The 19,029-nt window shown below is 53.5% G+C and carries 18 protein-coding genes; 9 read left to right on the forward strand and 9 right to left on the reverse strand.

The features are described 5' to 3' along the window. Positions 1-104 precede the first annotated feature (104 nt). Both argB and argC read right to left on the reverse strand, forming a co-directional pair. Entirely contained in the window at positions 105-896 is a 792-nt protein-coding gene (gene argB, locus J0X00_RS10610; RefSeq protein WP_136485286.1) for an acetylglutamate kinase, read from the reverse strand. A gap of 9 nt (positions 897-905) precedes the next feature. Continuing rightward, on the reverse strand, positions 906-1,910 hold the full coding sequence (argC, locus tag J0X00_RS10615) for an N-acetyl-gamma-glutamyl-phosphate reductase (protein WP_218562644.1): 1,005 nt from the start codon (positions 1,908-1,910) through the stop codon (positions 906-908). A 179-nt stretch (positions 1,911-2,089) separates the two neighbouring features. Between argC and argE the strand changes: the two genes are divergently transcribed. From argE to J0X00_RS10630, 3 genes are all read left to right on the forward strand, one after another. Beyond that, complete coding sequence (gene argE / locus J0X00_RS10620; protein WP_282478031.1) at positions 2,090-3,226, forward strand: acetylornithine deacetylase; 1,137 nt, start codon at positions 2,090-2,092, stop codon at positions 3,224-3,226. A gap of 229 nt (positions 3,227-3,455) precedes the next feature. Continuing rightward, positions 3,456-6,089 carry a phosphoenolpyruvate carboxylase gene (ppc, locus tag J0X00_RS10625; protein WP_136485293.1) on the forward strand — a complete coding sequence of 878 codons (2,634 nt, stop codon included), beginning with the start codon at positions 3,456-3,458 and terminating at the stop codon, positions 6,087-6,089. 348 nt (positions 6,090-6,437) lie between these two features. After that, a complete protein-coding gene (locus J0X00_RS10630) occupies positions 6,438-6,977 on the forward strand; it encodes a PadR family transcriptional regulator (protein WP_136485295.1) in 540 nt (179 codons plus the stop codon). 113 nt (positions 6,978-7,090) lie between these two features. Here the strand turns inward: J0X00_RS10630 and cysE are convergent, their stop codons facing one another. The 5 genes from cysE to epmA all read right to left on the reverse strand — a co-directional run bounded on the left by cysE (position 7,091) and on the right by epmA (position 11,469). Continuing rightward, positions 7,091-7,912, reverse strand: coding sequence for a serine O-acetyltransferase (cysE, locus tag J0X00_RS10635; RefSeq protein ID WP_136485297.1), 822 nt, complete (start codon positions 7,910-7,912; stop codon positions 7,091-7,093). Between the two features lie 91 nt (positions 7,913-8,003). Continuing rightward, positions 8,004-9,041 carry an NAD(P)H-dependent glycerol-3-phosphate dehydrogenase gene (gene gpsA / locus J0X00_RS10640; RefSeq protein ID WP_136485299.1) on the reverse strand — a complete coding sequence of 346 codons (1,038 nt, stop codon included), beginning with the start codon at positions 9,039-9,041 and terminating at the stop codon, positions 8,004-8,006. A gap of 222 nt (positions 9,042-9,263) precedes the next feature. After that, positions 9,264-9,731, reverse strand: a complete 468-nt coding sequence (secB, locus tag J0X00_RS10645) for a protein-export chaperone SecB (RefSeq protein ID WP_136485301.1) — start codon at positions 9,729-9,731, stop codon at positions 9,264-9,266. Between the two features lie 179 nt (positions 9,732-9,910). Continuing rightward, a complete protein-coding gene (locus tag J0X00_RS10650; protein ID WP_136485304.1) occupies positions 9,911-10,345 on the reverse strand; it encodes a rhodanese-like domain-containing protein in 435 nt (144 codons plus the stop codon). A 149-nt stretch (positions 10,346-10,494) separates the two neighbouring features. Beyond that, entirely contained in the window at positions 10,495-11,469 is a 975-nt protein-coding gene (gene epmA, locus J0X00_RS10655) for an elongation factor P--(R)-beta-lysine ligase (protein ID WP_282478032.1), read from the reverse strand. Positions 11,470-11,775: 306 nt separating this feature from the next. On the opposite strand from epmA, the gene frdA reads away from it, so the two are divergent. The 4 genes from frdA to frdD are packed head-to-tail and all read left to right on the forward strand — an operon-like array spanning position 11,776 to position 15,098. After that, entirely contained in the window at positions 11,776-13,581 is a 1,806-nt protein-coding gene (frdA, locus tag J0X00_RS10660; protein ID WP_282478033.1) for a fumarate reductase (quinol) flavoprotein subunit, read from the forward strand. Then, positions 13,581-14,339, forward strand: coding sequence for a succinate dehydrogenase/fumarate reductase iron-sulfur subunit (locus tag J0X00_RS10665; protein WP_136485310.1), 759 nt, complete (start codon positions 13,581-13,583; stop codon positions 14,337-14,339). Before frdA ends, J0X00_RS10665 begins: the two co-directional genes overlap by 1 nt. A 2-nt stretch (positions 14,340-14,341) precedes the next feature. Continuing rightward, entirely contained in the window at positions 14,342-14,725 is a 384-nt protein-coding gene (gene frdC / locus J0X00_RS10670; protein WP_282478285.1) for a fumarate reductase subunit FrdC, read from the forward strand. A 10-nt stretch (positions 14,726-14,735) separates the two neighbouring features. Beyond that, complete coding sequence (gene frdD / locus J0X00_RS10675; RefSeq protein ID WP_218562639.1) at positions 14,736-15,098, forward strand: fumarate reductase subunit FrdD; 363 nt, start codon at positions 14,736-14,738, stop codon at positions 15,096-15,098. Between the two features lie 70 nt (positions 15,099-15,168). Here frdD and J0X00_RS10680 read toward each other — a convergent pair whose 3' ends face one another. After that, the gene (locus J0X00_RS10680; RefSeq protein WP_136485314.1) at positions 15,169-16,572 is read right to left on the reverse strand and encodes an SPFH domain-containing protein; all 1,404 of its coding nucleotides are present in this window, start codon (positions 16,570-16,572) and stop codon (positions 15,169-15,171) included. Between the two features lie 228 nt (positions 16,573-16,800). Beyond that, on the reverse strand, positions 16,801-17,367 hold the full coding sequence (efp, locus tag J0X00_RS10685) for an elongation factor P (RefSeq protein ID WP_136485316.1): 567 nt from the start codon (positions 17,365-17,367) through the stop codon (positions 16,801-16,803). A gap of 33 nt (positions 17,368-17,400) precedes the next feature. Between efp and epmB the strand changes: the two genes are divergently transcribed. After that, positions 17,401-18,423 carry an EF-P beta-lysylation protein EpmB gene (gene epmB, locus J0X00_RS10690; protein WP_282478034.1) on the forward strand — a complete coding sequence of 341 codons (1,023 nt, stop codon included), beginning with the start codon at positions 17,401-17,403 and terminating at the stop codon, positions 18,421-18,423. 116 nt (positions 18,424-18,539) lie between these two features. Beyond that, complete coding sequence (locus tag J0X00_RS10695; protein WP_136485320.1) at positions 18,540-19,013, forward strand: MgtC/SapB family protein; 474 nt, start codon at positions 18,540-18,542, stop codon at positions 19,011-19,013. The last annotated feature ends 16 nt before the right edge of the window (positions 19,014-19,029 follow it).

Here is a 19,029-nt window from a genome sequence, read left to right on the forward strand (position 1 = left end):
AATCTGCTTCGTTTGGTTTCCCATCCGTTCAACACATTACGTTAAAAATCAATCTTTTCAAACAGACGAGTTAACAAAACGGATGGGTGAATAATTCAATATGTTTACTGCGGTAAAAACTGGGTGCCGATACTCTGGCCGGCAAACAGCTGCGCCAGTTTTTCCGGATAACGCCAGGTGGCCACTTCAATTGGGCGGCCCAGATCCTGTGCCGCTTCCAGAGCCGCACGGACTTTAACAATCATGCCATCGGTAATCACTTTGGCTTCAATCAGAGCGTCCGCCTGGTGCTGATTCAGACTGTGGATCAGATGACCTTTACCATCCAGTACGCCGCTGACATCCGACAACAGCACCAGCTCGGCATCCAGTGCCGCTGCCACTGCCACTGCGGCCTGATCGGCATTGACGTTCATCAGCTGACCCTCATTGGTCATGCCGATGGAACTGATGATAGGCAGAGCGCCCGCCGCCAGCAGCGCATTCACCACGTCCGCTTTACCTGGTTTCGCCAGGCCCACAGCGCCCAGCTCAGGGTCCAGTTCCTCGACCTGACACAGACCACCGTCCGCCAGGCTCAGACCGACCGCATTGAGGCCATCTTTAATCGCCTGGCCCTGCAGCAGCTTGTTGGCTGTACCGGCCAGAGCGCCGGTGATGTAGCCAATCTGATCATACGGGGTAACACGCAGACCATCTTTCTTAACCGTTTTCAGCTGCAGTTTTTCCATCAGTTCATCGACGATGTAACCACCACCGTGCACAATCACCAGTGGACGCTGCGCCTCAGCCTGGTATTGAGCCATCGCGCCAAACAACTTGCTCAGCGTTTCACTGCACGACAGCGCCGCGCCGCCTAACTTAACCACTAATGGATTTTGTTTTGTATCCGTCATACCTTACCCTCACACCAAAGCGGTCAGTTCATCGAAACCGTAGTGTATGTTCAGACATTGCATCGCTTGACTCGATGCGCCTTTTAATAAGTTGTCAATTGCCGAGACCACGATGACGTGCTCGCCCTGCACCTTCCAGCCAATATCACAGAACGGAGTGAACTCAACATCCTGAATACGCGGCAGCGTGCTGGTATGCAAACGTACCGCCGGCTTGTCGCCGTATGCCTCAGCAAAGGCCTGTGCAACCTGCTCAGCGCTGACACCCGCCGCCAGTTTCATGGTGATGGTCGCCAGAATCCCGCGCTTAAAGTTACCCAGGTGCGGCGTGAAAATCACATCACAACCCAGGTGAGTGGCAATCTCCGGCTGGTGACGGTGGGTAAACACACCGTACGGCTGCAGGCTGACTTCACAGAAACTGTTGGTCATGGTGGCTTTACGGCCTGCGCCCGTGACGCCACTGACCGCATTAATCACCGGCCACTGCGCTTTATCAACCAGACCCGCTGCCAGCAGTGGCTTAATGGCCAGTTGCGAAGCCGTCGGGTAACAACCGGCTACCGCGACCAGCTGACTATTAAGAATAGCTTCCTGGTTCCACTCAGCCAGTCCGTAAGCCGCTTCCGCCAGCCAGTCACCATGCTGGTGCTGGAAGCCGTAGTACTGATCATAAAAACCTTCACTCTGCACCCGGTAAGCACCTGACAGGTCAAACACCTGACAGTTGTTGGCCAGGAAAACCGGTGCCAGATCGTGGCTCACTTCGTGCGCCGTCGCGAGAAACACCACATCACACTCTTGCGCGACCTGCTCCACATCCGTCAATGCCTGTACCGGCATATCGACCAGCCCCGCCAGTTTACCGTGCAACTGGGCAATCGATTTTCCTGCATCGACGCTGTTGGCGGAAACGTATAAACCTGATAGCGTGAGCTCTGGGTGTTTGTGAACCATAAGAGCAAGTTCTGCTCCGGTGTAGCCGCTTGCGCCGATAATGGTGGTTTTTAGCATCTCAAAGCATCCAAAGTGAAGGTAAATGATAATAGTTAAAACTGATTATTGATTTACATTTAAACTGACTATTAATTTGTAAAAAGACCGTATTATTTGGTTTTTTATTCATTAAAAGTGATTTAATATGTGTTTTACATTTTCAGCGTTATTCTGTCAATAGTAGGAGCAAGAATAATATGCAATTACCGAGTTTCCTCGAAGTCTATGAAGGCTTGATTTCGACCCCGTCGATCAGTTCCACGGACCCGCAATGGGACCTGGGCAATGAAAAGGTGATTGCCAAACTGGCGGACTGGCTTACTGCGCTTGGCTTTAGCGTTGAAATCGACCAGGTCGCTCCCGGCAAACAGAACCTGATTGCGAAAAAGGGTCAGGGCGAAGGCGGCCTGCTGCTGGCCGGTCACAGTGATACCGTGCCATTTGACGAAGGACGCTGGAATTTTGATCCCCATGCCCTGACTCAGGCCGACAACCGCTTTTACGGCCTCGGTACCGCTGATATGAAAGGCTTCTTTGCGTTTATCCTCGAAGCGGTGAAAAAAGTCGACTGGAGCAAGCAGACCAAACCCATGTACGTGCTGGCGACCTGTGATGAAGAAACCACCATGCTCGGTGCGCGTCACTTTACTGAAAACGCGCCATTTCAGCCCGATTACTGCATCATAGGCGAACCCACCAGTCTGGTGCCAATTTACGGCCATAAAGGTCACGTTGCCAATGCGATTCGCGTGACCGGTAAGTCGGGCCACTCCTCCAACCCGGCGCTGGGCGTCAATGCGATCGAAATTATGTACGAAGTCATGTTCGCGATGATGCAACTGCGCGACAAGCTGATTAAAGAGTATCAGCATCCGGGATTTGAAATCCCGCACCCGACGCTTAACCTCGGCCATATCCATGGCGGTGACACACCAAACCGCATCTGTGGCTGCTGTGAGCTGCACTACGATGTACGTCCGCTGCCGGGCATCAGCCTGGACGGTCTGGATAACATGCTGCGCGGTGCCCTGAAAGAGGTACAGGACAAATGGCCGGGCCGGATTGAAGTTGAACCTTTGCATGATGCGATTCCGGGTTATGCCTGTGATCACGACCATCCGTTCGTGACTGACGTCAGTCAAATCTGTGAGCAGCCGGCGCAAACCGTCAATTACTGCACTGAGGCGCCGTTCCTGCAACAGCTGTGTCCGACCCTGGTTCTGGGTCCGGGATCGATTGATCAGGCGCACCAGCCAGATGAATTCCTCGCCTTTGACTTCATTGATCCGACCATCAATGTGTTATCGAAAGCCATGGTTAAATACTGCTTTTAAAGCATAAATCTTGAATGACAGCCCCCTGAGCAGATTTTATTCGCTCGGGGGTTTTTGTAAGAAATTTTCAACAAAATTGGGGATTTGACTGAACAAGTGTTCAAATGATTGCTGAACGGAATAAATGGAATTTTAGTATGTCGGGTTTGACTGTAGTGGACAAACATAGTTAGATTGTGTACTTAAGAAAAGAACAATGGATGTAATTTTTTTACAAGGCAGGATGACAATGAACGAGAAATACGCCGCGCTCAAAAGTAACGTGAGCATGCTGGGTCGCCTTCTGGGGCAGACAATTCAGGATGCCAGCGGTGACGTTATTTTAGAGAAAGTGGAAACCATCCGAAAACTTTCCAAATCTGCCCGCGCCGGCAATCAGGCCGACCGCGATAATCTCATTGAAGAGATTAAAAGCCTGAACAATGATCAATTAACGCCGGTTGCCCGCGCGTTTAACCAGTTTCTGAATCTGACCAATATTGCCGATCAGTACCACACCATCTCGCGTCACTGCGAAGAGCATGTATGTGAACCTGACGCCATTCACGATCTGTTCAGTAAACTGAGCGACAACAGCATCAGCAAACTCGATACCGCACAGGCGGTGCGAGATCTCAATATTGAGCTGGTTCTGACCGCGCACCCGACGGAAATCACCCGTCGTACCATGATCAATAATCTGGTTAAGATTAACGAATGTTTATCGAAACTTGAGCTGAGCGACCTTTCGTCCAAAGAGCGTCTTAAAACCGAGCGTCGCTTAGAACAGCTGATCGCTCAGGGCTGGCACTCTGATGTTATCCGTAAACAGCGCCCGACGCCGCTGGATGAAGCCAAATGGGGTTTCGCTGTGGTTGAGAACTCACTATGGCAGGCGGTACCTGAATTTTTGCGCGAACTGGACGTCAGCGTGAAAAACTACCTCGGCGAAGGGCTGCCTATCGATGCCCGTCCGGTCCATTTCTCCTCCTGGATGGGTGGCGACCGTGACGGTAACCCGTTTGTCACCCACACCATTACCCGTGAAGTCATGCTGCTGTCACGCTGGAAAGCGGCGGACCTGTATCTGGGTGATATCAATGAGCTGATCTCCGAACTGTCGATGACCAAGTGTAACGACACGGTTCGCGATCTGGCAGGTGAAGAAGAACACGAACCGTACCGCGCCATCCTGAAACGGGTGCGTTCGGTGCTGCAGGAAACGCTGGAAATCCTCGATGCCAAAGTGCATGGCCAGCAACTGGCGGTTAAAGCACCGCTGCGTAACATTAGTCAGCTGTGGGAGCCGCTGTACGCCTGTTACCAGTCGCTGCACGAATGTGGCATGGGCGTGATTGCCGATGGCTCACTGCTCGATACCCTGCGCCGCGTGAAAGCGTTCGGCGTACACCTGGTACGCCTTGATATCCGTCAGGAAAGTACCCGTCACTCTGATGTGCTGTCTGAACTGACCCGTTATCTGGGTATTGGTGATTACGACCAGTGGAGTGAGCAGGACAAGATTGCCTTCCTGACTAACGAGCTGGCCTCTAAACGCCCGCTGCTGCCGCGCGACTGGCAACCTTCAGAGCCGGTTAAAGAAGTCCTCGATACCTGTAAAATTATCGCGTCTCAACCACGTGAAGCCTTTGGTGCCTACGTGATTTCCATGGCACGCACTGCGTCTGACGTGCTGGCAGTCCATCTGCTGCTGCAAGAATGCGGCTGTCCTTACCGCCTCGATGTATGTCCGCTGTTTGAAACGCTCGACGACCTCAATAACGCCGAAGCCGTTATTACACAGCTGATGAGCATCGACCTGTACCGCGGCTTTATCCAGAACCACCAGATGGTGATGATCGGTTACTCCGATTCCGCCAAAGACGCCGGTGTGATGTCGGCGGGCTGGGCACAGTACCATGCGATGGAATCCCTGGTTAAAGTCGCCGAAGAAGCCGGTATTGAGCTGACCCTGTTCCATGGCCGCGGCGGTACAATCGGTCGTGGTGGTGCGCCAGCGCACGCCGCACTGCTGTCTCAGCCACCAAAGAGCCTGAAAGGCGGCCTGCGCGTGACCGAGCAAGGTGAAATGATCCGCTTTAAACTCGGTCTGCCGGACGTGGCGGTCAACAGCTTCAACGTGTACGCCAGTGCGATTCTGGAAGCCAACCTGCTGCCGCCTCCGGAGCCAAAACAGGAGTGGCGCGATCTGATGGAAGTGCTGTCAGACGTATCCTGCGCGGCTTACCGTGCGGTCGTGCGTGGAGAAGCCGACTTCGTCCCTTACTTCCGTCAGGCCACACCTGAACTGGAGCTGGGTAAACTGCCGCTCGGTTCACGCCCGGCGAAACGTAACCCGAATGGCGGCGTGGAAAGTCTGCGTGCCATTCCGTGGATCTTCTCCTGGAGCCAGAACCGTCTGGTTCTGCCGGCCTGGCTTGGTGCCGGCGAAGCGATTCAGCACGCCATCGATCAAGGTTACCAGGCGCAGCTGGAAGAGATGTGTCGCGAATGGCCGTTCTTCTCAACCCGTCTCGGTATGCTGGAAATGGTGTACACCAAGTGTAATCTGGATATTGCCCGCTACTACGACGAGCGCCTGGTGGATGAACCACTGCGTCCGCTTGGCCAGCGTCTGCGCGATCAATTGCAGAAAGACATCAAAACCGTGCTGAACGTGGAAAACAACGAGAACCTGATGCAGAGCGACCCATGGGGCCATGAGTCGATTCGCCTGCGTAACATCTACGTTGAGCCGCTCAACATGCTGCAGGCTGAACTGCTGTACCGTACCCGTCAGAGTGAACAGCCGGATCCCGAGCTGGAAGAAGCACTGATGGTGACCATCGCAGGTATTGCCGCAGGCATGCGTAACACCGGCTAATCGCCAGTATAAAATTCTAAAAATTAACAAAAGATCGCACCTTTGCGGTCTTTTGTTTTACCTAGCAATCTTATTGAGAATAATATCAGTTTTTTATTTCAAAACCGCATTGTATTCTACTTTATGCTTATTATTTAGATATACTACGGCTGCTCGATGACGGCATTTAATAACAACAAGTCGCAGAGCGATACGTAGAGTATCAACCCTAGGTGATAAACGGCTTTAAGGTGACATGACAGCAGATTTCTGCTGACCAGAATCAGGCACTGCATCAGAGAGTACCGCAGAGTACCCACGATAGCTGAATCTGGTGTAAAAAGTTTATTAACCATTTGGATTGAAGACATGTCATTACCACACGTTATCCTTACTGTTCTTAGCACTCGCGATGCAACCGGCTACGATATCACCAAAGAGTTTTCTGCGAGCATTGGCTATTTTTGGAAAGCCAGCCACCAACAAGTCTACCGTGAACTGAATAAAATGGGTCAGCAGGGCCTGGTAACTTGTGTCCTGGAACCGCAGGAAGGCAAACCTGACCGTAAAGTTTATTCGATTACGGACGCAGGCCGCAGCGCTCTGGGCGAATGGTTCGATCAGCCGACCGCGCATCCGACAGTAAGGGATGAATTCAGTGCTAAATTGATGGCTTGTGCCGTTCAGCCTGCACACCCTTACCGGGCTCAACTGGGCGAGCTGATTGAAGAATCCCGTAAGCTGGTGACTCACTACAAAGAGATTGAGTCGGCTTACTACGCCAATCCGGCGGTAATGGATAAGCAGCAACGTCTGGAGCGTCTGACGCTACGCCGTAATCTGCTGGTTCGCCAGGCCTGGATCAACTGGGCAGAAGAAGTGATTGCGGAACTGGATGCAATGGCGTAAGCCGCACCAACCGAACAGCAAACAAAAAGGATGATGCCCGGCATCATCCTTTTTTCGTTTTCGCCTTACGCTGTCAACCCAGGCAGATTTTAAACCACTTACGGTCAGCAAGCCTAAATGCCATCTCCGCCGGTGAACGTCTGAGTGCGGCCATTGAACTGCTGATCCATATCCAGCGACGGCTTCTGGGTTTTTGGCCGGCCGACGATACGTGCCGGCACCCCGGCTACTGTCGTGTGTGGCGGCACAGGTTGCAGCACCACCGAGCAAGATCCGATTTTAGCGCCCTCGCCGACTTCGATATTACCGAGAATTTTCGCTCCGGCACCGATCATAACCCCTTCACGGATTTTCGGGTGACGGTCACCGCTCTCTTTACCGGTACCGCCCAGCGTGACGTCCTGCAGAATCGATACGTCGTCGCCGACCACGGCCGTTTCACCGATCACAATACCGGTAGCGTGATCCAGCATGATGCCGCGCCCGACTTGTGCCGCCGGGTGGATATCCACCTGACACGCGACAGAAATCTGGTTCTGCATATAAGTTGCCAGCGCCTGACGTCCTTGCTTCCACAGCCAGTTGGCAACACGATGGCCCTGCAGGGCGTGATAGCCTTTCAGGTACAGCAGCGGCATAGAATACATCGACACCGCAGGGTCACGGTTGACCGTGGCGCAAATATCACAGGCGGCGGCTTCAGCAATAGCCGGATCTGATTTAAACGCTTCCTCGACCACTTCCCGTACCGCAATCGCCGGCATCGAGGCCGTCTCCAGACGGTTAGCGAGGATGTAGCTCAACGCAGCCGCCAGGCTGTCATGCTTAATAATGGTCGCATGGTAGAAACTGGCCAGCATTGGCTCCTGCTCTGCCTGCTCACGGGCTTCTTGTACTATGGTCTGCCAAACTTTACTTTGCGCACACTGTTTCATTATTCACTCTGCCTCAGGCTGTGTTCGGCACAACGGCGTACCGCTCAGCTCTTTTAATCCTTCAAAACTCTACCAAGCAGCTTGGTGGTGATCATTCTCGTTCTGCTTTCTTGTCGCGCGCCAATAAGTCCTGAGCGGCCAGACGCGCGTCTTTGCCTTGATACAATACCTGATAAATTTGGTCAACGATTGGCATCTCAACACCCATACGCTGCGCCAGCAACCACACCTCTTTGGTGTTGCGGTAACCTTCAACGACCTGGCCGATTTCATCCTGTGCGGTATCGACATCTTTGCCCTGACCCAGCGCCAGACCAAAACGGCGGTTGCGTGACTGATTGTCAGTACAGGTCAACACCAGATCGCCCAGACCAGCCATGCCCATAAAGGTTTCCGGCTGTGCGCCCAGAGCCGCGCCCAGGCGGCTCATTTCCGCCAGGCCGCGGGTAATAAGCGCAGTGCGCGCATTGGCACCAAACCCGATGCCATCCGACATCCCGGCGCCAATCGCAATCACGTTCTTCACCGCGCCGCCCAGTTGCAGGCCGGTGAAATCACTGTTGGCATAGACGCGGAAGGTCTTGCTGCAGTGGATTTTCTCCTGCAACTGCTCCAGGAACTCGGCATCGGACGAGGCGACGGAAATCGCCGTCGGCAGTCCCATCGCCAGCTCTTTGGCAAACGTCGGACCGGACAGCACCGCCAGTGGATGGTTATCCCCCAGCACTTCACGAGCCACATCCTGCAGCAGACGGCCGGTTTCCGGCTCCAGCCCCTTCGTTGCCCAGCAGATACGGGTATCTTCGCGCAGATAAGGTTGCAGGCTGTTGAGCACAATACCGAACACATGGCTGGGTACCACGACCAACAAATCACGACTCGCCTGCACCGCCTTTTGCAAATCAGCTTCAATGATCAGAGATGGCGGGAAATCGATACCCGGCAAAAAGGCGTGGTTGGCCCGATCGGCTTGCAGACGCGCCATGTGCTCAGGGTCATGTCCCCACAACACCACGTTAGCTCCGTTACGAGCCAGAGATATCGCCAGTGAGGTACCGTAAGAGCCCGCACCGATCACGCTCATTGAAATCGCTTTACCGTCGGCATTATTTGTTTGTGAATCGCTCATTGTTCCGCCTGATAGCTATGCTCAGATGCACCAAAGCCCGGGGCTTGGTCATCGGTTTTGTTATTCTATACCCAAAACAGCGCGAGGTGCAGGCGCATTCGTCTGTTTTCCCTGAGTGAAAACAAAAATGCACACCGCACCTTGATGTGTCAGTGCGTTGTGCATTCAATAAGCCGCCGGTTGTCGCACCGCCGGCCCGGATGAGTCAGAAACCCGCAGCGCTTAAGCTTGCGCTTCTTCCTGACCAGCCTGCTGTTGCAGATAGTTCATGAACAGCGCATCAAAGTTAACTGGTGCCAGGTTCAGTTGTGGGAAAGTACCTTTTACCACCAGGCTTGAGATAGTTTCACGTGCGTACGGGAACAGGATGTTCGGGCAGAATGCACCCAGGCAATGAGCCAACTGACCGGCTTCCATCTCTTCAGCCGTAAAGATACCCGCTTGCTGTACTTCACACAGGAACGCGTTCTCTTCTTCGTTTTTCACTGTCACAGTCAGACGTAGCACGACTTCGTAGACACCTTCGCCCAGTTCACGGCTCTGCGTATCCAGATCCAGTTTCACATCCGGGTTCCACTCTTTCTGGAACATGGTTGGCGAGTTCGGTGCTTCAAACGACACATCTTTCAGATAGATGCGTTGAATTGCGAAGTTTTGTTGCGGAGCTTGTTGTTGTGCTGCTTCAGCCATGATTTTGTCCTTAATACAGATAAATTCGGGTCATAATGGTGGGGAGACTAACCGAGAGCGTGCTGCGGCACTAGAACGATGCGTCATTCCGTGCCGGCCATCACATCCAGTGCGAGTGGGTGCTGACTTTGCAACCAGCACCACCGCCACCATTACAACCGTGTTTTGTTGCCCCGGAATTACTTCTTGCCACGTACCAGCGGCAGATTCGCTTCGTTCCAGGCGACCAGGCCATTTTTGAGCAGATTCACTTTTTCGAATCCTGCTTTGGCTAACAGCTCAGCGCTTTGACGCGCCGTCTGACCGGTCTTGCATACCACAATGATTGGGTCTGATTTATGACTTTCAAGGGCAGACAGATTACCGGCTTTGATGTCTGACGGTAAAATGTGAACTGAGTCAGTAATATGGCCACGTTTGTATTCGTCTTTGGTACGAATATCAACCACCACACCATTTTCACGGTTCATCAGTTGAGTCACCTGAGAGGCACTCACTTCTTTGTAGGCGGCCGTAGCGGATTTAAACGTGGTAACGATCAACGCCACCAAAATACCTACCCAGGCCAACGATAGGATCATGTTCTGTTGAAAAAACTCAATGTATTCTTGCATATCCTGTGCTCTTGCAATGGTGGTTCAAAACAGTCAAGGAGTATAGCGAGGTTGCCCGCATGACGCGAGCGCTTAGCGCGCAGAATCCCTGACCCAGGCCACGAAATTGATCCCGGATGTTACCGGGATCCGCCGTCCGTGACCGGGCTTTACGCGCGTGGAAACGGAAACGCCGTCACCTTATCAATATGATCTTCGCCCAGCGCCAGCATGATCAGGCGATCAACACCGAGCGCAACACCGGCACAGGGTGGTAGTCCGGCCTGCAGCGCCGCAATCAGGTGGTAGTCGATCGGCTGCGCCGTCAGTCCCATTGCTAAACGCTTGGCATTGTCGCCCTCAAAACGTGCCAGTTGCTCGGCCGGGTTATCCAGTTCATGGAAGCCGTTCGCCAGCTCAATGCCTTTAAAATAGACCTCGAAGCGATCAGCCACCCGCGCGTCGTGCGGGTTAATTTTGGCCAGCGCCGCCTGAGAGGCCGGAAAGTCATACACAAACGCCGGGACCTGCTGGCCGATGTGCGGCTCGATGCCCATACTGAACAGCAGTTGCAGCAGGGTATCGCGATCCTGCTCCGGCTCAGCGATATCACTCAGGCCGAGTTGCGCCGCCGCCTGTTTAAGTTCCGTCATACTGCCTTGCAGCGGGCAAACACCGAGCACAGTGATAAATGCCTGCTGATAGGTCATGCGCTCAGCGGCGCCGATGCCAAGCACAAGTTGCAGCAGCGCCTCCATTTCATCCATCAACATGTGATGGTCAAATCCGACCCGGTACCACTCCAGCATGGTAAATTCCGGGTTGTGGTAACGGCCGTTCTCTTCATTGCGAAAGGCTTTACCTATCTGGTAAATCGAACCGCTGCCGGCGGCCAGCAAGCGTTTCATGTGGAACTCCGGGCTGGTCATCAGATGCAGATGCCCGCCATCAGCATAACCCGGCCCGACAAACTCGGTCTGAAAAGTATGCAGGTGGACGTCAGTCACCGTGGCGTGGCTCATGGCCGGCGTATCGACCTCAAGGACATCACGGGCAGCAAAAAACTGCCGGATAGTATTCAGCAGCGCGGCACGCTGCTTAAGTTGCTGGATTGATGCCGTTGGCATCCACTCTGGCTGGCTCATATTTGTTCTTCTTCACTACGCACAAGCCGCCAATTCTACCTGCTGGAGAACAAATTCCAAACAGTGACGTGATCAAACTCACACCTGCAGCATTAAATATGCTCGCATGTGCAATACCGCCACAAAAGTCCAACCCAATCAATATTTGCCCCGCTGGCCTCTTCTACACTAGCTCTACCACTTAGGTACAGGTGGTGCGCAGCGAGTGCCAGCTCCCGTCTCTTTCCCGAAGCCAACCCGCTGCTGATTATAATTAAGAGGCTCGTGTCCGGCCTCGCCCAAATCTCAATACACCGGAGGATAACTGTGCAAACTCTCACCACAGATATCGCAGTCATCGGCGCTGGCGGCGCTGGTCTTCGTACGGCAATTGCCGCAGCCGAAGCGAACCCGAATTTAGAAGTCGCACTGATTTCCAAAGTCTATCCCATGCGTTCCCATACCGTAGCAGCCGAAGGCGGCTCAGCGGCGGTGGTTAAAGCAGAAGACAGCTTAGACAACCACTTTAACGACACCGTCGGCGGCGGTGACTGGCTGTGCGAACAGGACGTGGTGGAATACTTCGTCGCCAACTCAACCCGCGAAATGATCCAGATGGAACAGTGGGGCTGCCCGTGGAGCCGTAAAGAAAACGGCGAAGTCAACGTGCGCCGTTTCGGGGGCATGAAAGTCGAGCGCACCTGGTTTGCCGCCGATAAAACCGGCTTCCATATGCTGCACACCCTGTTTCAGACCTCAATGAAATATCCGCAAATCAAACGCTTTGATGAGTACTTTGTGGTTGATCTGCTGGTGGTGGACGGCGAAGTCCAGGGCCTGATCGCGATTCACATGTCCGAAGGTGAACTGGTTACGATCAAAGCCAAATCCGTCGTCCTGGCCACCGGTGGTGCCGGCCGGGTTTACCACTGTAACACTAACGGCGGTATCGTTACCGGTGACGGTATGGCGATGGCCTATCGCCACGGCGTACCACTGCGCGACATGGAGTTTGTCCAGTACCACCCAACCGGACTGCCGGGCACTGGTATCCTGATGACGGAAGGCTGTCGCGGTGAGGGCGGGATTATCGTCAACAAAAATGGCTACCGCTACCTGCAGGATTACGGCATGGGTCCGGAAACACCGGTCGGCGAGCCGAAAAACAAATACATGGAGCTTGGCCCGCGTGACAAAGTGTCACAGGCCTTCTGGCACGAGCAGCAAAAAGGCAACACCATTAAGCATCCGCTCGGCGACGTGGTCCATCTCGATCTGCGTCATCTGGGTGAAGCGTATCTGCAGGAGCGTCTGCCGTTCATCTGTGAACTGGCTAAGGCATACGTCAACGTCGACCCTGCTAAAGAGCCAATCCCGATTCGTCCCACCGTGCACTACACCATGGGCGGCATTGAAACCAACGGCCAGTGTGAAACCCGTATCCGCGGCCTGTTTGCGGTCGGAGAATGTGCCTCGGTCGGTTTGCACGGCGCTAACCGCCTCGGCTCCAACTCGCTGGCTGAGTTCGTGGTGTTTGGCCGCGTCGCCGGTGAACACGCCGTGCAGCGCGCCGCCTCGTTCCAGGGCTGGAATGACAGCGCCATTGCGCAGCAGGTCGAAGCCGTTGAAGCCCGCATTCAGGCCCTGCTCAATCAGCAGGGCGATGAAAACTGGGCCGATATCCGCACGGAAATGGGCCATGCGATGGAAGCCGGCTGTGGTATTTACCGCGAGCAATATCTGATGCAACAAACCATTGACAAGCTGGCGGAGCTGAAACAGCGTTACCAGCATATCAGCATCCAGGATCAGGGTAAGGTGTTCAACACGGATCTGCTGTACGCGATTGAGGTCGGTTACGGCCTGGAAGTGGCCGAAGCCATGGTTCATTCCGCGATTCTGCGCAAAGAGTCACGCGGTGCTCACCAGCGCCTGGATGAAGGCTGTACCGAACGGGATGACGTCAACTTCCTGCGTCACTCACTGGCCTATTATCAGGCTGGCGCCGCTCCGAAGATCGATTACAGCCCGGTCACTATTACCAAGTCGCAACCGAAAGCCCGCCTGTACGGTGAAGCCGCCGAACAAGCCGCCGCCGCAGAAGCCGCGCAGATTGCACAGGAGCAGAACTAATGTCAGCTAACCGTATTCAGAAAGTCGAAATTCTGCGCTACGACCCGGCGCGTGACAACGAGCCCTATCTGCAGGCGTTTGAAGTACCGTTTGATGAGACCATGTCGGTCCTCGATGCGATTGGTTACGTCAAAGACCATCTCGATAAACAGCTCTCGTACCGCTGGTCATGCCGGATGGCTATCTGTGGCTCATGCGGCATCATGGTCAACGGGGTGCCGAAACTGGCGTGCAAAAGTTTCCTGCGTGACTACCCGAACGGGGTCAAAATCGAGCCACTGGCCAACTTCCCGATTGAAAAAGATCTGATCGTCGACATGACACCGTTTATCGAGCGTCTCGAAGCCATCAAACCCTACATCATCGGCAACGACCGTAAACCGGAAGACGGCACCAATCTGCAGACCCCGCAGCAGATGGAAAAGTACAAACAGTTCGCCGGTTGCATCAACTGCGGCCTGTGTTACGCCGCCTGCCCTCAGTTCGGCCTCAATCCAGAATTTATCGGTCCGGCCGCGCTGACTCTGGCCCATCGTTATAACCTCGACAGCCGTGACCACGGCAAAGCGGAACGGATGAAGCTGATTAATGGTGAAAATGGTGCCTGGGGCTGTACCTTTGTCGGCTACTGCTCGGAAGTGTGTCCGAAACATGTCGATCCGGCTGCCGCCGTCAACCAGGGTAAAGTCGAGTCATCGATGGATTTTGTTATCGCGATGCTGAAGCCGGACGGTTCAGTGAAAACACAGGAGGCCTGATGATGACGAACCGTAAACCTTATGTGCGTGAAGTAAAACGCACCTGGTGGCAGAATCATCCGTTTTACCGCTTCTACATGCTGCGCGAAGCGACAGTACTGCCGCTGATTCTGTTCACGCTGTTTGTGCTAATTGGCCTTGCATCGCTGGTCAAAGGTGCTGATGCCTGGCACAGCTGGCTGGCCTTTATGGCTAATCCGGTTGTGGTGGCCATCAACATCGTGGCTTTGGCCGGCAGCCTGCTGCACGCGCAGACCTTTTTCTCCATGGTGCCGCAGGTGATGCCGATTCGCCTCAAGGGCAAACTGGTAGAAAAAAGCGTCATCGTTGTCACGCAGTGGGCCGCGGTGGCGGTGATCTCACTGCTTGTTCTCATTCTGGTGTAAGGAGCCTGTTGTGATTAATACCAATCCAAAACGTTCAGACGAACCGGTATGGTGGGGATTGTTCGGTGCCGGCGGTACCTGGTTTGCCATGGTCACTCCGATCACGATTCTGGTACTCGGTATTCTGGTGCCACTTGGTGTGATTGACAGCGCAGCCCTGAGCTATGAACGCGTCGCCGACTTTGCCACCAGCATTATCGGGGCCCTGTTTGTCATCGCCACTATCGCCCTGCCGATGTGGCACGCCATGCACCGCGTTCATCACGGTATGCACGATCTTAAGCTACACACTGGCCTGATCGGCAAAATCGCCTGCTACGGCATCGCCGCGCTGTTCAGCGTGTTAGCGGTGGTGTTTATCCTGATGATTTAAAATAGAAATGAACAAGGTGGGCTTTGAGCCCGCCTTGTGGTTTGTAAATGCTCGCCCGTGGCTGAGCCGGTTATTTGCTGACGACTTTCTTGGTTTGGTCCATCAGGCCTAGTGCGCCGAAACCGGTAATCACATCCAGGTTGGTTTTCAGCCCGCTTGCCTCGCCACCGCCGATGTAATTCTGCGGCATCTGCACCTGGAAGTTCTGCAGATTGCTGTAAAGTGAGTTGGCCACATCCCGTTGCAGCTCTGCCAGGTACACTTCCCGGTTGGCCCCCAACGCGGCGTATTTGGCTTTTAACACTTCCGACTCAGCACGGCCTTTTTCCAGAATGGCTTTAGCTTCGTACTCGGATGACAAGGCATTCGCTTTCTGAATCGCCAGGTTCGCTTCTGCAATCGCCAGCTCTTTCTCTTTCTCAACCTCAGCCAGACGCTTGGTTTTTTCTACTTCGACAATCTCACGCTCCGCTATCTGACGTGCGACCTCAACGTCTTTCTGCTGCGAGATCAACGCCAGTTCTTTCTGACGCTGCGCATCCTGCACTTCCCGGGTACGCTGAATTTCTTTTCGCAGCTGTTCAGTTTCGGCCTGAGCTTTGGATGTTTCCTGCTCCTGGATGGCGCGGATACGATCTGCTACCAACCGCTTTTTATCAGCCAGCAATTGATCAAGCTGGGTTTCCGGTTGCGGATCACCAATCGTCACCTGGGTCACATGAATGCCGTACTGCAGCAGCGGGTTGTCCTGGCGGATTGGCTGCCCGGTACTATCCAGCACCGGCACGGTTTTCCACACCAGTTGATTGGTCCGTTGCAATTGGTTCGGATTGCTTTGATTCATTCCCACCGGAGCCAGATCCATCTCCTCTACTTCGACCTGACGACGTTCGGTCAGATAAATTCCCTCGCGTAATTGATCGCCCAGCTTAGATTTAAACTGGTTGAGACCGCCCTGGAAGAATTCTTCGCCGGTATACTGGGTGGCGGTAATCACCGTAACGTTGCGGGCATTTTTGACCAGCAGTGCGTCAATTAAATTGCTGTTGTTACGAAATTCGCGGTGCATTTTAATCAGCGCCTGGGGATCGGTGCTCAGTTTGAAACGGAACGTCACCGGGATCTGGCCGATGTAAGTATCGGCGAAACGCACCTGAACCGGATCGAGACGCTGATAAAAATCTTCTCCGGTATTGTTGCCAAATGACACCGTGATCACCTGGTCATACTGGGTAATTTTGGACAAAAACGGCATCCGGAAATGAATACCTGGTTCGGTAAACACATCCAACTCACCGGTAATATTATTCTGGTGCACGTAACTGTAGCCGGCATCAGTCATCAATACCGAGCTGTTGATGGTTAAGGCCACCGCCAAAACCGGAATACCCACCACTGCCGCTTTGAGTCCGCGACGGATCAGCTGACGTCGCTGTTCGACTTTCAAACCTTTTGCCAGGTCCGCACTGTTCATTTTGATTCTCCTTGTTATGGTTATTTTTGATATAAATATTTATAAACCAATAACTTAACCAGCCAATTGATAACGGAGGTAAATGTAACAATTTAAGACACAAAGGAATAGTCGAATATTTATCCTGATGAATATAGTTTTTCCGAAGATTACTCAGATGCCAGCTTGCTCAGGACGTAAAAAAGGCCGCATCAGCGGCCTTTTGACTCACAGTCATACCCGGAAGGATTACTTCACGCGGCTGACGTATTCACCGCTGCGAGTGTCGACTTTGATGACTTCACCGATTTGGATGAACAGAGGAACACGCACTACTGCGCCGGTGTTCAGAGTCGCAGGCTTACCGCCGGTGCCCTGAGTATCACCTTTCAGACCTGGGTCAGTTTCCGTCACTTCCAGCTCCACAAAGTTTGGTGGAGTGACCGTGATTGGGTTACCGTTCCACAGGGTCAGAGTACAAGTGTTGTTCTCTACCAGCCATTTTGCGTTTTCGCCAACAGCTTTCAGATCAGCCGGGATCTGCTCGAACGTTTCAGCGTTCATGAAGTGGTAGAACTCACCGTCGTTGTACAGGTAGTCCAGATCGATATCCATCACGTCGGCGACTTCAACAGTGTCACCAGATTTGAATGTTTTTTCCAGAACTTTACCAGAAAGCAGTTTACGGATTCGTACGCGGTTGAACGCCTGACCTTTGCCTGGTTTTACATACTCGTTTTCGAGAATGACACAAGGCTCATTATCAAGCATAATTTTAAGACCGCCTTTAAATTCATTCGTGCTAACAGTAGCCATTATTTCCTCTTACATTCTTCGAGTTAAAGTTTAATGCCGCACATCATAACCCGAAAAGTCGAATCTGTTGAGCAAAACTGGATTCAACAGCTTGCGAATGGGATCTCCGATCCCGCGCAGTTACTCCAGCAGCTCGAGATCGATCCCAAGCCCTGGCAAAACGGATTTGCAGCACGTCAGCTGTTCGCACAGCGCGTACCACAAAGTTTTGTCGATCGGATGCAAAAAGGCAATCCGTACGACCCGCTGCTACGCCAGGTTTTGCCGCTCAGTGAAGAGTTTGAAGTGCATACCGGCTACTCCAGCGATCCACTCGAAGAGCAGAACAATACCACGCCCGGCCTGCTGCATAAGTACCGTAACCGCGCGCTGCTGATCGTCAAAGGCGGCTGTGCGATTAACTGCCGCTACTGTTTCCGACGCCATTTTCCTTATGCCGATAACAAGGGCAACAAAACCACCTGGCAACACAGCCTGGACTACATCGCCGCGCATCCGGAGCTGAATGAAGTGATCCTGTCCGGCGGTGATCCGCTGATGGCCAAAGATCATGAACTGGCCTGGCTGATTAACGCGATTGGTGCCATTACGCACATCAAACGGCTGCGCATTCATTCACGTCTGCCGGTGGTGATCCCGGCCCGCATTACCGATCAACTGGTCGATCTGCTCGCCACGACCCGTTTGCAGGTCATCATGGTGACCCATATCAATCATGGTAACGAAATTAACCTCGAACTGAAACAGCAGATGGCCCGTCTGCGTGCGGTCAATGTGACCCTGCTCAACCAGGGGGTGATGCTAAAAGGGGTTAACGACAGTGTCGATGCCCAGGTTGAACTGAGCGAAACCCTGTTTGATGCCGGCATTCTGCCCTATTACCTGCACGTGCTGGATAAAGTACAGGGCGCGGCGCATTTCTTTATCAGCGATCAGCAGGCAAAAGCGATTATGGCGGAAGTCATGACCCGGGTGTCCGGCTATCTGGTGCCTAAACTGACCCGTGAAATCGGTGGCCGCAAGAGCAAAACCCCGCTCGATCTGCACCTGGAATAAGCGCGTCAGGCCCGGCTTTACAAGCGTTTTTTATCCACACCACTAAAAGCTTTTATTCGCATCTCAACGCAATAAAACGCATACTTCGCCCTTTCCCAGCATCTGTGGAGGGCGACATGTCTGCGCTGGATTTTTTGTTTGATTTCGGGCCGTTCAGTTGGCCTGCGCTGATGTGTTGTGCCATCAATGGTTTTCTGATTGGCGTCGAACGCCAGACACGCGGTAAGCCGGTCGGTATTCGCACCTCGATTCTGATTATCTCCGGCACCTACCTGTTTATGGCCATGGCCGTCTCCCTTTCTCCCAATACGCTTGATCAGGCGCGGGTACTGGGTCAGATCATTACCGGGGTTGGTTTTCTCGGCGCCGGGGTAATGATGGCCCAGGATGGTAAGATTCATGGCGTGACTTCAGCCGCGGTAATTTGGGTGTTGGCGGCGCTCGGCCTGATGATTGGTCTTGGCTATATGGCCCAGTCCGTGATGATCACTGTACTGGTACTGAGTGTGCTGTACGGGGTCGACAAAGTCGAGAATACTTTCCAGAGCCTGCGCCGCGGTGTGCATCAGCGCCTGCGTCGTCGCCATTAGCCGACAAAAGTGATCG

This window comes from Vibrio sp. ABG19 (assembly GCF_029962385.1).
Taxonomy (GTDB): domain Bacteria; phylum Pseudomonadota; class Gammaproteobacteria; order Enterobacterales; family Vibrionaceae; genus Vibrio; species Vibrio ostreae.

Bases quoted from the DNA above. Each gene is read 5' to 3' on its own strand.
- argB (WP_136485286.1), bottom strand. From the start codon at position 896: ATGACGGATACAAAACAAAATCCATTAGTGGTTAAGTTAGGCGGCGCG.
- argC (WP_218562644.1), bottom strand. From the start codon at position 1,910: ATGCTAAAAACCACCATTATCGGCGCAAGCGGCTACACCGGAGCAGAA.
- argE (WP_282478031.1), top strand. From the start codon at position 2,090: ATGCAATTACCGAGTTTCCTCGAAGTCTATGAAGGCTTGATTTCGACC.
- ppc (WP_136485293.1), top strand. From the start codon at position 3,456: ATGAACGAGAAATACGCCGCGCTCAAAAGTAACGTGAGCATGCTGGGT.
- J0X00_RS10630 (WP_136485295.1), top strand. From the start codon at position 6,438: ATGTCATTACCACACGTTATCCTTACTGTTCTTAGCACTCGCGATGCA.
- cysE (WP_136485297.1), bottom strand. From the start codon at position 7,912: ATGAAACAGTGTGCGCAAAGTAAAGTTTGGCAGACCATAGTACAAGAA.
- gpsA (WP_136485299.1), bottom strand. From the start codon at position 9,041: ATGAGCGATTCACAAACAAATAATGCCGACGGTAAAGCGATTTCAATG.
- secB (WP_136485301.1), bottom strand. From the start codon at position 9,731: ATGGCTGAAGCAGCACAACAACAAGCTCCGCAACAAAACTTCGCAATT.
- J0X00_RS10650 (WP_136485304.1), bottom strand. From the start codon at position 10,345: ATGCAAGAATACATTGAGTTTTTTCAACAGAACATGATCCTATCGTTG.
- epmA (WP_282478032.1), bottom strand. From the start codon at position 11,469: ATGAGCCAGCCAGAGTGGATGCCAACGGCATCAATCCAGCAACTTAAG.
- J0X00_RS10665 (WP_136485310.1), top strand. From the start codon at position 13,581: ATGTCAGCTAACCGTATTCAGAAAGTCGAAATTCTGCGCTACGACCCG.
- frdC (WP_282478285.1), top strand. From the start codon at position 14,342: ATGACGAACCGTAAACCTTATGTGCGTGAAGTAAAACGCACCTGGTGG.
- J0X00_RS10680 (WP_136485314.1), bottom strand. From the start codon at position 16,572: ATGAACAGTGCGGACCTGGCAAAAGGTTTGAAAGTCGAACAGCGACGT.
- efp (WP_136485316.1), bottom strand. From the start codon at position 17,367: ATGGCTACTGTTAGCACGAATGAATTTAAAGGCGGTCTTAAAATTATG.
- epmB (WP_282478034.1), top strand. From the start codon at position 17,401: ATGCCGCACATCATAACCCGAAAAGTCGAATCTGTTGAGCAAAACTGG.
- J0X00_RS10695 (WP_136485320.1), top strand. From the start codon at position 18,540: ATGTCTGCGCTGGATTTTTTGTTTGATTTCGGGCCGTTCAGTTGGCCT.